At 31.1% G+C, this 13,389-nt stretch carries 13 protein-coding genes, 1 tRNA gene and 1 other RNA gene; 12 read left to right on the forward strand and 3 right to left on the reverse strand.

Annotated features, from left to right (window positions below; translation table 11 throughout):
- Positions 1-2: 2 nt before the first annotated feature.
- Together clpB and TICRE_RS02810 are read left to right on the forward strand one after the other, a co-directional pair.
- Positions 3-2,579, forward strand: coding sequence for an ATP-dependent chaperone ClpB (clpB, locus tag TICRE_RS02805; protein ID WP_075724916.1), 2,577 nt, complete (start codon positions 3-5; stop codon positions 2,577-2,579).
- Between the two features lie 80 nt (positions 2,580-2,659).
- A complete protein-coding gene (locus TICRE_RS02810) occupies positions 2,660-3,820 on the forward strand; it encodes a M20 family metallopeptidase (RefSeq protein ID WP_075724918.1) in 1,161 nt (386 codons plus the stop codon).
- A 43-nt stretch (positions 3,821-3,863) separates the two neighbouring features.
- On the opposite strand, the gene ffs is transcribed toward TICRE_RS02810, so the two are convergent.
- Both ffs and TICRE_RS02820 read right to left on the reverse strand, forming a co-directional pair.
- Positions 3,864-4,129: signal recognition particle sRNA large type (gene ffs, locus TICRE_RS02815), an RNA gene on the reverse strand.
- Between the two features lie 13 nt (positions 4,130-4,142).
- Positions 4,143-4,232: transfer RNA gene (locus tag TICRE_RS02820), tRNA-Ser, on the reverse strand.
- A 144-nt stretch (positions 4,233-4,376) separates the two neighbouring features.
- Here TICRE_RS02820 and TICRE_RS02825 point away from each other — a divergent pair.
- The 4 genes from TICRE_RS02825 to recR all read left to right on the forward strand — a co-directional run bounded on the left by TICRE_RS02825 (position 4,377) and on the right by recR (position 7,633).
- Positions 4,377-4,958 carry a rhomboid family intramembrane serine protease gene (locus TICRE_RS02825; protein WP_075724920.1) on the forward strand — a complete coding sequence of 194 codons (582 nt, stop codon included), beginning with the start codon at positions 4,377-4,379 and terminating at the stop codon, positions 4,956-4,958.
- An 81-nt stretch (positions 4,959-5,039) separates the two neighbouring features.
- A complete protein-coding gene (gene dnaX / locus TICRE_RS02830; RefSeq protein ID WP_075724922.1) occupies positions 5,040-6,662 on the forward strand; it encodes a DNA polymerase III subunit gamma/tau in 1,623 nt (540 codons plus the stop codon).
- 16 nt (positions 6,663-6,678) lie between these two features.
- A complete protein-coding gene (locus TICRE_RS02835; RefSeq protein WP_075724924.1) occupies positions 6,679-7,020 on the forward strand; it encodes a YbaB/EbfC family nucleoid-associated protein in 342 nt (113 codons plus the stop codon).
- A 13-nt stretch (positions 7,021-7,033) separates the two neighbouring features.
- Positions 7,034-7,633, forward strand: coding sequence for a recombination mediator RecR (recR, locus tag TICRE_RS02840; RefSeq protein ID WP_075724926.1), 600 nt, complete (start codon positions 7,034-7,036; stop codon positions 7,631-7,633).
- 748 nt (positions 7,634-8,381) lie between these two features.
- On the opposite strand, the gene istB is transcribed toward recR, so the two are convergent.
- Positions 8,382-9,818, reverse strand: a complete 1,437-nt coding sequence (gene istB / locus TICRE_RS13725) for an IS21-like element helper ATPase IstB (RefSeq protein WP_143583026.1) — start codon at positions 9,816-9,818, stop codon at positions 8,382-8,384.
- A 442-nt stretch (positions 9,819-10,260) separates the two neighbouring features.
- On the opposite strand from istB, the gene TICRE_RS02855 reads away from it, so the two are divergent.
- From TICRE_RS02855 to TICRE_RS02880, 6 genes are all read left to right on the forward strand, one after another.
- Positions 10,261-10,506, forward strand: coding sequence for a hypothetical protein (locus tag TICRE_RS02855; protein WP_075724927.1), 246 nt, complete (start codon positions 10,261-10,263; stop codon positions 10,504-10,506).
- Between the two features lie 58 nt (positions 10,507-10,564).
- Complete coding sequence (locus TICRE_RS02860; RefSeq protein WP_075724930.1) at positions 10,565-11,170, forward strand: hypothetical protein; 606 nt, start codon at positions 10,565-10,567, stop codon at positions 11,168-11,170.
- 5 nt (positions 11,171-11,175) lie between these two features.
- Positions 11,176-11,424 carry a hypothetical protein gene (locus TICRE_RS02865; protein ID WP_075724932.1) on the forward strand — a complete coding sequence of 83 codons (249 nt, stop codon included), beginning with the start codon at positions 11,176-11,178 and terminating at the stop codon, positions 11,422-11,424.
- A gap of 27 nt (positions 11,425-11,451) precedes the next feature.
- Positions 11,452-11,877 (forward strand): WapI family immunity protein, encoded by a 426-nt coding sequence (locus tag TICRE_RS02870; protein ID WP_075724934.1) that lies wholly within the window; start codon positions 11,452-11,454, stop codon positions 11,875-11,877.
- A 150-nt stretch (positions 11,878-12,027) separates the two neighbouring features.
- Positions 12,028-12,462, forward strand: coding sequence for a Csac_0668 family 2Fe-2S cluster-binding (seleno)protein (locus TICRE_RS02875; RefSeq protein WP_075724936.1), 435 nt, complete (start codon positions 12,028-12,030; stop codon positions 12,460-12,462).
- A 361-nt stretch (positions 12,463-12,823) separates the two neighbouring features.
- Positions 12,824-13,330: a Uma2 family endonuclease gene (locus TICRE_RS02880; RefSeq protein WP_075724938.1), complete on the forward strand. Its 507-nt coding sequence runs from the start codon at positions 12,824-12,826 to the stop codon at positions 13,328-13,330.
- Positions 13,331-13,389: the final 59 nt, after the last annotated feature.

A 13,389-nucleotide genomic window follows, 5' to 3' on the forward strand; every position in this document is an offset into this window, starting at 1 on the left:
TTATGGATTTAAACAAATTTACACAAAAGAGTATTGAAGCTATTCAAGCTTCTCAAAATTTAGCTACAGAATATGGCAATCCTCAAGTAGATGAAATCCATATTCACTATAGCTTGATGGATGACAAAGAAGGACTAATTCCAAGAGTACTTTCTTTTATGAATGAAAATGTAAGCATGATAAAAGCTGAAGTTTTAAGAGAAATAGAAAAGCTTCCAAAGCAACAAGGAGGTTCCATCTATCCTAGTAGAACCTATACAAGACTTCTTCAAGATGCAGAAACAGAAATGAAAAAATTTGGAGATGAATATATAGGCGTGGAGCATATATATATTTCTCTTTTAAAAGAAAAAGGAACTCGTTCAGAAAAGATATTTCAGAAATACAATATAAGCATGCAAAGATTTTTGGAAAGCTTAAAAAGTATAAGAGGCAATCAAACTATAACTACAGATAGTCCAGAGTCAACTTACGAAGCTCTAACACGTTTTGGAGTAAATATGGTAGAAGAGGTAAAAAAAGGATCTATGGACCCTGTAATTGGAAGGGACAGTGAGATACGAAGTGCCATAAGAATACTAAGTCGAAGAACTAAAAACAACCCAGTACTAATTGGAGAACCGGGAGTCGGTAAAACTGCAATAGTAGAAGGATTAGCTCAAAGAATAGTAAATGGAGATGTCCCAGAAGGTCTTAAAGATAAGACTATATTTTCACTAGATATAGGTGCACTTCTTGCAGGGGCAAAGTATAAAGGTGAGTTTGAGGAAAGATTAAAGGCAGTATTAGAAGAGATAAAAAAATCAGATGGAAAAATAATCCTCTTTATAGACGAAATTCACAATATAGTAGGTGCTGGTAAATCAGAAGGTTCTATGGATGCATCAAATCTACTAAAACCTATGCTTGCAAGAGGAGAGCTTCGTACTATAGGGGCTACAACTTTAGATGAATATAGAATGTATATGGAAAAAGATGCAGCGTTTGAAAGAAGATTTCAAAAGGTACTTGTAAGAGAACCAAATGTAGAAGATACTATATCTATCTTAAGGGGACTTAAAGAAAAGTATGAAATCCACCATGGTATAAGGATATCTGACGGAGCAGTTATAGCAGCTGCTACATTATCGGACCGATATATAAGTGATAGATTTCTTCCTGATAAAGCAATTGACCTTATGGATGAGGCATCAGCTATGCTTAGAACCGAGATAGACTCAATGCCAAGTGAGGTAGATGAAGTTCGTAGAAGAGTTCTACAACTAGAAATAGAAAGAGCAGCTCTAAAAAAAGAAACTGATGAAGCTTCTAAGAAAAGACTTGAAAAACTAGAAAAAGAGCTTTCAGATTCAAAAGAAGAGCTAGATAGATTAAAAGCAAAATGGGAAGATGAGAAAAAGAGTATAGGTGGGGTAAAAAAGATAAAAGAAGATATAGATAAAGTAAAAAGAGAAATAGAAGATGCTGAAAGAAAATATGACCTTGAAAGATTATCCCAACTTAAATATGGAACACTAGTAGAATTAGAAAATAAACTAGAAAAGGCAAATCAGACTGACGAATCAGAAGATAAGATGCTAAAAGAAGAAGTAACCGAAGATGAGATAGCAGAGATTATATCTAAGTGGACAGGCATACCTTTATCTAAGCTTGTAGAATCAGAAAGAGAAAAACTTTTAAGTCTTGATAAAGTTCTTCACGAAAGAGTAATAGGGCAAGATGAAGCAGTTGAATCCGTAGTTGATGCAGTTATAAGGGCTAGATCTGGAATGAAAGATGAAAATAGACCTATAGGAAGCTTTATATTTTTAGGACCTACCGGAGTTGGTAAAACCGAACTTACAAAGGCACTGACAAGAGTACTTTTTGATGATGAAAGAAACATGATAAGAATTGATATGAGTGAATATATGGAAAAACACACAGTATCAAGACTAGTAGGTTCCCCTCCTGGATATATAGGATACGAAGAGGGAGGACAACTTACTGAGGCAGTAAGAAGAAAACCTTATTCTGTAATTTTATTTGATGAGATAGAAAAAGCCCATCCTGATGTATTTAATATACTTCTTCAAGTATTAGATGATGGAAGGCTAACAGATAATAAGGGTAGAACGGTAGACTTTAAAAACACAGTTATAATTATGACTTCAAATATAGGTAGTCACTATCTCTTGGAGGGAATAGACTCTAAAGGCGATATAATGGAGAGTGCTAAAGAAGAAGTTTTAAAAGAAATGAGAAGCCTTTTTAGACCAGAGTTTTTAAATAGAGTAGATGAAATAGTAATGTTTAAACCATTACTAAGAGATGAAATCTTTAAGATAATAGATATTCAAGTTCGTGAAATACAAAAGAGATTAGAAGATAGAGAAATCCAAATAAACTTTACCCATGAAGCTAAAGAATATGTATTAGATAAATCTTACTCTATTAGCTATGGTGCAAGACCTGTTAAAAGATTTTTACAAAAAGAACTTGAAACAAAAATAGGTAGAAAACTTATCAGTGGAGAAATAAAAGATAAAGACACTATAATAGTAGATGTAAAGGATGGAGTATTAGACATTCATATATAAAAAATCAACATGATAATTGCACCTATATCAGTTATGAAATAAAATATAGGTGCAATTATTATTTATAAAGGAAGGGAAAGATGAATAATATAAAACAATTTGTCAATGAAGAAAAGATAGAAGATATATTAAAAAACTTAATAAAAATAAACTCTACTCAACCAGATGGAAATGAATCTGATGTAGTCAAATATATACTATCTATTTTTAAAGATTATGATATAGATTATAAAGAAATTAATCATGGTAAAAATAGATCTTCCCTTATAATTACTATTCCTGGGAAGGAAAAGGAAAGTTCAATCTCTTTCTTAGGTCATATAGATACGGTACCCGTGGAAGATTACGATAAATGGATTTATCCACCCTTTGATGGCAAAGTTAAAGATGGTTTTATGTATGGCAGAGGTAGTGCTGACATGAAAGGTGGAGTTACTGCTACCATACTTACATTACTCTATATATTGGAAAATGATATCACTCCAAGCTATAATGTAAAATTTTGCTTTACAGCAGATGAAGAATATAGAGGTATGGGTGTATTATCTATAAAGGATACTAAGGCTTTAGAAGACTCTAAATGCATAATAATACCAGAACCTACAGATGAAAAGTTAGGAATAGCAGAAAAGGGAGCACTTTGGTTAGGTATCAATGTAGAAGGATTATCTGCCCATGGATCTAGGCCTGATTTAGGTGTAAATGCCATAGAATATCTTTATAAGTTTATAGAGGAATTTAAAGAGAAGATACAAAGAGAAGAGACTCACGAATTACTCGGTAAGACAACTATTTCTGTAAATGAATTTTGGGGAGGAGTAGGTACAAATGTGATACCTACAAATGCCAGTGCCAGTTTAGATATAAGAACTATACCAGGATGCAATCATAAAGAGATACTTCAAATAGCAAAAACTATAGCCGATGATTTTATGAAAGAGATAGAAAAATTAAAAATAAATATAGAAGTTAAAAACAATAGACCCGCACTAGAAGTTTCAAAAGATAATGATTTGATAAAAACTATAAAAGAAATCTTTAAAACTCTAAATTATGATACTGACTATAAGGGATTATTTTTCTATACAGATGGTTCACAGATCATACCTGATACTGATATCCCATTTATAATATTAGGTCCTGGTGATGATAAAATGGCTCATCAGAGAGATGAAAAGGTGAAACTATCTTCCATATCAAAGATGGCAGAAGTTTATATCACATATATATTAGAGATATAAAAAACGAGTGAAAGATTAATCTTTCACTCGTTTTTTTATGTAACCGTACACCCAATATCGATATCCTATTCCAGGCGTTACCCAAGCAGTTAACTCGGACCAGGCGACCTCACGGCACACGAAAGGATTCACTTACCGCTGCTTCCTTCCGGATCTGACGGGGTTCATGAGTTTTCGTTGCGTAAGACCCAATCGTCAACGCCACTTACTTGGGGCAGACCCCACAATAGAGATACCTCCATTGGGAATTCAATCCTGCTATAGCGGATTGCAGGTTATAGGGTGCCGCTAGCTCCCCATCTAGTACGGCAAACTTTTTAAATGGCGGAGAAAGAGGGATTCGAACCCTCGAAACGCTTTCACGTTTACCCGCTTTCCAGGCGAGCGCCTTCAACCACTCGGCCATTTCTCCATAGTTACTTACAGAAGTATATTATAGCTTAAAATAGAGTAAATGTCAAATAGGTAAAATTTTAATGCTTTGTTAATATATTGCAATATCATATGATATAATAAAAATATAGATAGTAAAACATTAATTTAATTGGAGGAAAAGATGAAAAAAGATAATCTTATAGAATATATAAAAAAGGCATCAGTAAATTCAGTTCTTTTAGCCATAATGTTAGTTTACTTTGTAGTTATTACATTAAATGGTGGAACTACGGATGTAGAAACCCTTGTGAGATTTGGAGCACTATTTCCCCCACTTGTAAAAGAATATGGACAATACTATAGGCTTATAAGCTCTATATTTATCCATATAGGCATAATGCATCTGTTCTTTAATTCATATGCACTATATATATTTGGAACTCAAATAGAAAGAGTTATGGGTCATAAAAAGTATATATTGTTTTTTCTTCTTACAGGACTTGGAGGAAACTTATTAACTTATATTTTTAGTTATGAAACAATTTCAGCAGGAGCATCTGGAAGCTTGTTTGGTATGTTTGGTGCTTTTTTATATCTAATAAGGCGTCATCCAGAGATGGTAACTCCAGAAGGTAAAAAAAGCATATTACAATTATTAGTAATAAATATAGCCATTACCCTTTTAGTTCCCAATATAAGTGCAACAGCTCATTTTGGAGGATTGATAGCAGGATATTTACTTTCCTATGGATTTATTAAATAGAGTATAGAGTCTTTTCTTTATCCTTTTTATGAGTGTAAAACTTGAGCTTATCTGATATAATATATAGACAGAGGTGAGAAAATGTATCAAGCTCTTTATAGACGATATAGACCTAAGACTTTTCATGAATTATTGGGTCAACATCATATAACTACAACATTAAAAAATCAAATTAAAAATGAAAACATAGGTCATGCCTATCTCTTTTCTGGAACGAGAGGAACTGGAAAAACATCTGCTGCAAAGATATTTTCAAGGGCTGTAAACTGTTTAGATTCACAAGATGGTGAGCCTTGTAACAAATGTAAAAACTGTGTTGAAATATTGAAAGAAACCACTGTAGATGTAGTAGAGATGGATGCTGCTAGTAACAACAAAGTAGATGATATTAGAGAACTAAGGGAAAAAGTAATATACCCTCCTACAAATATAAAGAAAAAAGTATATATAATAGACGAGGTTCATATGCTTAGCAACTCAGCATTTAATGCCCTTTTAAAGACACTAGAAGAACCTCCAAAACATCTAATATTTATCTTAGCAACTACAGAACCAGAAAAAATCCCTCAAACTATTCTTTCAAGATGTCAAAGATTTGACTTTAAAAGAATACAATCTACAGATATAGTAGAAAACATGGAAAAGATAACGGGTGAACTTGCAATTGAAGTAGATAGGGAAGTTCTAAGCTTAATAGCTAGAAATTCAGATGGAGCTATGAGAGATGCTTTAAGTTTGCTTGATCAATGTATTTCTTTTTCAGAAAATAAAATAGAATATAGTGACGCACTAGATTTACTGGGTATAGCAAATACAGATATTCTATTTACTATGATAGATAATATAAAGGATAAAAAACTAGAAGATGCACTTGACTCTTTAGAAACCATCAATCAAAGTGGAAAAGATTTAAATAGACTTGTAAAAGATTTAATAAGTCACTTTAGAAACTTGATGATAATAAAATCATCTAAAAACCCTGAAACTATAATAGATATAGACAATATAGAAAAGTTTAAGACCCAGGCTGAAAAGATGAGTATAGAGTTTATACTAAAATCATTAAATATACTTATAGATGCAGAAAATAAGGGAAGATGGTCTGGAGAGATAAGACTTATACTAGAAATAGCCATTATAAAGATGGTAGATATAGAAGAAGAACTCTCTCTCTTAGAGAGAATAAAAAGACTTGAAGAAGGTTTTGTACCTAGAAAAGAAGTAAAAATAGAGAATACAAGAGAAAACCTTCAAACAGAGAGTGTAGTAGAAAAGCCTAGAGAAAAGTCTGTAGCAACTCCTAAAAAAGAAAACATAAAAGAAGAGCATGAGGGTGAAAGCTTTATAGATTTAGACCTTGAAACCATCTCAAACCATTGGGATATAGTTTTAAAAGAGATAAAGGTTAAAAAGGTAAGTTTGTATGCACTTATAAGAGAAGGAAAGCTAAATAGTTTCTCAAATAATCAACTTGAAATAAACTATGATGAAGAGTTTGGGTTTCATCATGGAGCTGTTAATAAAGAAGACAATAAACAGCTTGTAGAAGAGATAATATCAAAGTATTTTAATATAGATATAGTAGTAGATTTTTCTTTGGGAAGTATAATATCAAATAAATCCAAAGAAAAAGAAAAAACTGATGAAGATGCTATTAAAGAAGTCATAGACTTTTTTGGAGAAGATATAGTAGAAATAGAATAAGAAAGGAAGATGTAAAATGGCAAGAGGTAAATTCCCAGGAATGGGCGGAGGAAACATGGGTAATATGATGAAACAAATGCAAAAGATGCAAAAGCAAATGGAAGATACACAAAAAGAATTAGAACAAACAGAAATAGAAGTAACTGCTGGCGGAGGAGCTATCAAAGCCGTAGTAAATGGAAAAAAAGAATTACTTAGCATAGATATAGATGAATCAGTAGTAGATCCAGAAGATGTAGAGATGTTAGAAGATTTAGTTTTAGCCGCAGTAAATGAAGCACTTAGAAAAGCAGAAGAGATGATGGCAAAAGAAATGGGTAAATTAACTGGTGGAATGAATATACCAGGATTATTTTAATGGAGGAAAATTTATGCAGCAGTATGCAGTACCTATAGCAAACCTTATAGATCAACTATCAAAATTACCAGGAATAGGTAGAAAAACTGCTCAGAGGCTTGCGTTTTTTATACTTGAAATGGAAAATTTAGAAGCCCAGAAGATATCAGAAGCTATACTTGAAGCAAAAGAAAAGATAAAGCTTTGTAGTGTATGTCAAAACCTTACAGATATAGATCCTTGCATACTATGTCAAAATGCAAATAGAGACAAATCTATTATATGCGTGGTAGAAGGTGCAAAGGATATAATAGCAATGGAAAGATCGCGTGAATATAAAGGAGAATACCATGTACTCCATGGAGTCATATCTCCAATGGATAATATTGGTCCAAATGATATAAAGGTAAAAGAGCTGCTAAACAGATTGGCAGATGGTAAGGTAAAAGAAGTAATCCTAGCTACAAATCCAACAGTAGAAGGAGAAGCCACAGCACTTTATATATCAAGACTAATAAAGCCACTTGGAGTAAAGGTTTCAAGAATAGCCCATGGAATCCCAGTTGGAGGAGATCTCGAATACTTTGATGAAGTGACACTATCAAAGGCGATGGAAAACAGAAGGGAACTTTGATAGATATAGGGGGAGTTGTCTTATCATAATAAACATTAGTGAGATATAATAAAGATTAGTGGATGATAATAAAGTTTGGTTAAAACCCTGGTATTTTTTGCAAGAGAAGTCTTGCGAGTATTACTGGGGTTTTTGCTTGGTGCGACCTACAAAGCCTCCGCAAAGCCAAATGCGGAGCATCGTAGTCAAACCTGCAAACTGAAGGTAATCCAAGGCATAGAGCAAATAAATAAATAATTAAATATATATTTTTTATAGCCTAAGCAAGTAGGATATGCCTTAACTGGTCAAGTTTTAGGAGTTGCATATGCCCTGAAACTCCTCAGTTTCCACCAAACTTTATTATGATTTTTTATTGATTTATTTCCTTATTTTGACTTGTAAATGGCTGAAAATAGGGTGATTTCCCACCAAACTTTATTATTACTCATAAAAATAAATAAATATATAAATAAGGTTGTAGACTAGTTGGTACAAGGCTTTGCAGGGTTCTATGAAACTTTGTGTTTCCACCAAACTTTATTATTATTTGACATAGATACAATATGTATATCAAAAAAATCAATGCGATTTTAGAAAAATTATAATAAAGTCGTGTGAGAATTATAATAAAGTTTAGTTGACAAATATATTAAAAAAATATCTATATGGTTGGTTGACAAGCATTTTCAAGTGTTATACAATTTATTTAAACTAAAAAATATAATAAAATTGTAAATGTCAACCCCAAAATGTACATTTATTAGAATTAGTTATTGCTAGCTTTTTTAGACTCCATCATATCTACCTTACCTTTTAGTCTGTAAGAAGGGCCTGTAATTTTAATAATACTTGAATGATGAATCAATCTATCCAGAATTGCATTAGCTAGCGTTATATCTGAAAACACTTCTCCCCACTTGCTAAATGGTTGATTTGTAGTAATTATGGTAGAATTCTTTTCATATCTTTTATTTATTAATTGAAAGAGTAAATTTGCTCCTTGCTTATCAATAGGTAAATAACCAATCTCATCAATAATTAGAAGTCTATATTTAGCAAAGTGTTTTAATTTAGTTTCTAACCTATTTTCGGCATGAGCCTTGTTCAACTGCATTATTAAATCATGACAAGAAATGAAGTATACCATGTTTCTCCTTTTAGCTGCAGCAACTCCAATTGCTATAGCTAAATGAGTCTTTCCAACACCTGAAGATCCAAAAAACAATATATTTTCTTTGTTTTCTAGGAATCTTAAACTTTCAAAGTCAATCATCTGAATTTTATTTAAAGAGGGTTGAAAGTCAAAATCAAAATCTTTAAATGTTTTTTCAAATGGGAAAGCTGATACAGATATTTGAATCTTTGAAGCTCTTTCATCTCTAAAACTCATTTCTTTTTCTTTTAGAAATCTAATAAATGGTATTTCATTAGTTGCTTGTGATATTTCTCTATTTATATCATAATTAAAATCTTCTACTATTTTATTAAGTTCTTCAAATGTATCAAATTCTTCATTAAATGGTGTTAATCTATCTATTAGTTTAGCTAAAGTCTTAACTTTACCTTTAGTTTTAGGTCTGTAGGGTCTACAGGTAATTATTTCAAATCCAGCATCCATTGCAAAATATTTAAAATCTTGATTTATATTTACATTTTTAAAGGTTGTCCTGCTTCGATCTACAACAGTAGACATATTATCAAAGAGAAGCTCTTTAGGAACTCCATTAAAGTATTTAAAGCTTTCTGTGATGCATTCAAACAAAGTTTTTTGAACCCTATCTGTAGTTAATTTGATAAATTTGAGTCTAGAATACCCTAGAACTATTAAGAAAATATTTATATCAAATATTTCTCCTTGCCGACTTACCATCGTAACACTTTCCTTCCAATCTACTTGAGCTTGAAGCCCTGGACTTGTATCAAACCTAATATTTGCCTTGTTTACTTCTGTTTTTATATGGGTTTTGATAAAATTATTTACCGTATGATACCCACCATCATAGCCCTTTTTTTCAATGAATTTAAATACAGCCATTGAGTTTGAACCCCAATTATCTACTTTATCAATAATTACTTCTTTAAAATCATCAACTTTAGTTTTAACTTCTCGTGATTTTCTTGTTTGAGAATCTGTTTCATTTAAATACCTATCTACTGTTCTTCTATCGCAATTAAATCTTCTTGCCAGCTCACTTTTATTCAATAGATCAGTCTCCTCTCTAATTAATTTTATTTGATTTGACACATCTTTCCGCATTATATCTCTCCTATCTTTTATATGATAGAATTATTATACAAGAAAAATGTACAATTTTGTGTACTTTGAGATTCTAATATTTGTGTAGTTTCATCTTAACATTTACAGTATATAACGATATTGGGTATAATGTCTCTAGTGTTTGGGAAATTTGATATTTAAAGGGAATTTTAAAGTGGGGTATTTTGATGGAAAGAATATATTTATCTAATTGGGTTATAGATATAAATGTTAAAAGGACAAAAAATATTATGATACCATAACAGTTGAAGAAGGCTGTGATTGTGCATATTGTAGAAATTACTTAGAATGCTGTGAAGGTTTTTCAAAAGAAGTTTTAGATTTTTACAAGACATTGGAAATAAATCCACAAAAAGAGGTAGAATTTATGCAGTATGAAATGAATGATTATAATCATTTATATATGGGGTTCTATCATTTAGTGGGAGAAATCATTAAAAAGCCTAATGAAGATGTAGAAAAGTGGAATGACTCAAATATCATAAAAATTGATAATGTAAATTTTATATTTAGTGAGGAGTTAGACCTTGTACCAGATAAATTTCCACAGCCTGTTATTCAGTTAGAATTTGAGGTTATATTGCCGTGGTTACTAAAGGATAGATGTAAATAAAAGAGACTAGATAGAAAGCAACAATATAGTTAAGAATAAGAAAGGTGATTAGGTAGATATGTTCAAACCTAGTAAATTTTATATAATAGTTAGTAATAATAATTTCATTATAAAAAAAGAAGATGACTATTCAAAATATATAATTCCCCTTCAACAATTCATACCAAATATTCCGGCTTATTATCATTTATTTGACCAAGACAAGGAAAACTATATTAAAGATATAAAAAGTCAGATTAAAGAATTAAAAATAAAAAATGCAACCATTGTTTTCCCTGATGATGCCATGGATATAGAAGTGGATAAACAGATGGTCATTGAATTTTTGATGCAATGCGGAGTGAAAAAAATACAATCGGATTTTCAGTGTTTTCATTTAAATCTAGATAATAAAAAATATATATCTATTTCTAAGACCCCAAGGTTAATAGTTATGCAATATATTATACATGGTAAATCTATTTATAAAAAATATTATGAAAAGGATTATACTGATACGGATCAAATTAAAATGGATATAAAAAACCTTCATCCTGATTGCCAATATGGTGGGATACCTATATATATAAATAATATAAATAATATAAATAATGATATGGAAAGATTTAGGGGTGTTGGAGATTTGATTTCCTTGGATAATATTATTGGAAATATTAAGGGTTGAAGAATATGGAGTTAAAAGATAAATTAAGGATATTTTTTGTGATACTATCTCTTTGTTCTTATTGTATTATTTTTATAGGATATAGGAAGTTGAAAAAGGCAGTTAAAGAGTTAGATAAGCAAAGAGACACAGAAATAATAAAAAAAGAAACTGAAGAAATTATCATAAGAAGCGGAAAGTTAATTGCATTAGGAAGTATATTGGGTGCTATTTTTGGTATAATTGCTATGTTATTCTTACATAGAATAATTTAATTTCTTATAGATATAGGAGACATATATATGGATAGGTTTGAAATTAGAGGAAATAATGGATATATTGCAATAGATATAGGAGAAACATCTCATGCTGCTGAAGATATAAACATATTTGGAGGATATGATGTTATAGGGAAGATAGATATAAAATCAGGTAATTATAGAGCATGTGGTGCACTATGGCTTAATACTAAGGAACTTTATAACTTCTTTATCTCGCTTAAAGAATGCTGGAGGAACTTAAAGGGAGAAATCAGGTTTATGACCCATGAAAGAAATCTTGAACTAATAATTAAATTTGATAAGTTGGGACATGTAATTGTCTTTGGTGATTACATTGAAAAGCATGATGAAGATAATAAATTGATATTTGAAATTATTAGTGACCAAAGTTTTATACAGGAAACAATTCGCAATTTAAGTAGCATTATTAGTAAATATGATAGATAAATTGTATAGAAATAAAAAAACAACCATGTACAAAGTTAAAAAAACGGATATATAGATTCTATATGGTAAGAGATAAGGAGGGGTAAAATGAATGAAAATAAATATACAAGTAAATCTTGTTGAAGTTCATTACTAGATACCACTGGTGTAGTGGTAGAAAAGAAATGTTGTCCATTATGTCATCAGGTAGGAGAAAATGTACCAAATATAGCTGTAAGGCATTTGGTATTAGAAGACCTTATTAAAAAAGTTATTGATAAAGAAAATTACTATGTATGTATAAATGAAAATTGCAACGTAGTGTATTATAGTTCAAATAATAAAAATACTTTTTATGAAAAGCACGTAAAGGTTCCTGTATGGTTTAAAAAAAGGGCTAATCCTAAGTATATTTGTTACTGTAATGACGTAACTGAAGAACAGATTATAGATGCTGTTTTAAATAATGATGCTAAAAATATGAAAGATATTATTAGATTAACAGGAGCCATGAAAAATGGACAATGTGAACTTAATAACCCTCTAGGTAAATGTTGTAGCCCTGTTATATTGGAAACCTTAAAGAAGGCATTGGATAGTAAATAATATAGGTTACAGTGTCTTATCATAATAAACATTGGTGGAAGATAATAAAGAATAGTGAATGATAATAAAGTTTAGTTAAAACCCCGGTATTATTTGCAAGAGAAGTCTTGCGAGTATTACTGGGGTTTTTGCTTGGTGCGACCTACAAAGCCTCCGCAAAGCCAAATGCGGAGCATCGTAGTCAAACCTGCAAACTGAAGGTAATCCAAGGCATAGAGCAAATAAATAAATAATTAAATATATATTTTTTATAGCCTAAGCAAGTAGGATATGCCTTAACTGGTCAAGTTTTAGGAGTTGCATATGCCCTGAAACTCCTCAGTTTCCACCAAACTTTATTATTATTTGACAGGGAGTATAAATGCTACCAAATCAACAAGAAGTTATCTATGAAGAATTTTTAGAAATAGACAAAGAAAGTCAGGACAATTTGGAACTTATAGATGGTAAGATATATCTATTGGCTGCTCCTTCTGTAATTCACCAAATAGTTGTTACAAATCTTTTAACCGAATTTGGAAATTATTTTAAAGGGAAAGAGTGTAGACACTTTGTTGCTCCTTTTGATGTTGTACTAAAAGATGAAGAAAAGACCCATAAAGTTCAACCTGACTTAACTGTAATTTGCGATAAAAGTGGTCTAGGAGAACAAAACTACCAGGGCGTTCCTACATTAGTAGTAGAAGTCCTTTCACCCTCTACAGCCTCTATTGACTTTATCAAAAAAATGGATATATATATGAAAGTGGGTATAAAAGAGTACTGGATAATCTCACCTGGAAACAGTACTGTTCAAATATTTTCATCGTTTTTATTGCAAGGATACCTCCACTTCTATAAGCGGGGGATGAATTGCAATCTGCGATAGCAGAAATCCTTGCATACTCCTTTCCTTTAATATATTTATCTTTCACTAAAACATATGAT

It is taken from the genome of Tissierella creatinophila DSM 6911, assembly GCF_001940565.1.
GTDB lineage: Bacteria > Bacillota > Clostridia > Tissierellales > Tissierellaceae > Tissierella_A > Tissierella_A creatinophila.

What these genes read in the sequence shown, in the direction of transcription:
- TICRE_RS02870 (WP_075724934.1), top strand. Translation starts at nt 11,452, where the DNA reads ATGGATAGGTTTGAAATTAGAGGAAATAATGGATATATTGCAATAGAT.
- TICRE_RS02825 (WP_075724920.1), top strand. Translation starts at nt 4,377, where the DNA reads ATGAAAAAAGATAATCTTATAGAATATATAAAAAAGGCATCAGTAAAT.
- recR (WP_075724926.1), top strand. Translation starts at nt 7,034, where the DNA reads ATGCAGCAGTATGCAGTACCTATAGCAAACCTTATAGATCAACTATCA.
- TICRE_RS02810 (WP_075724918.1), top strand. Translation starts at nt 2,660, where the DNA reads ATGAATAATATAAAACAATTTGTCAATGAAGAAAAGATAGAAGATATA.
- TICRE_RS02880 (WP_075724938.1), top strand. Translation starts at nt 12,824, where the DNA reads ATGCTACCAAATCAACAAGAAGTTATCTATGAAGAATTTTTAGAAATA.
- TICRE_RS02835 (WP_075724924.1), top strand. Translation starts at nt 6,679, where the DNA reads ATGGCAAGAGGTAAATTCCCAGGAATGGGCGGAGGAAACATGGGTAAT.
- clpB (WP_075724916.1), top strand. Translation starts at nt 3, where the DNA reads ATGGATTTAAACAAATTTACACAAAAGAGTATTGAAGCTATTCAAGCT.
- TICRE_RS02860 (WP_075724930.1), top strand. Translation starts at nt 10,565, where the DNA reads ATGTTCAAACCTAGTAAATTTTATATAATAGTTAGTAATAATAATTTC.
- dnaX (WP_075724922.1), top strand. Translation starts at nt 5,040, where the DNA reads ATGTATCAAGCTCTTTATAGACGATATAGACCTAAGACTTTTCATGAA.
- TICRE_RS02855 (WP_075724927.1), top strand. Translation starts at nt 10,261, where the DNA reads ATGCAGTATGAAATGAATGATTATAATCATTTATATATGGGGTTCTAT.
- TICRE_RS02865 (WP_075724932.1), top strand. Translation starts at nt 11,176, where the DNA reads ATGGAGTTAAAAGATAAATTAAGGATATTTTTTGTGATACTATCTCTT.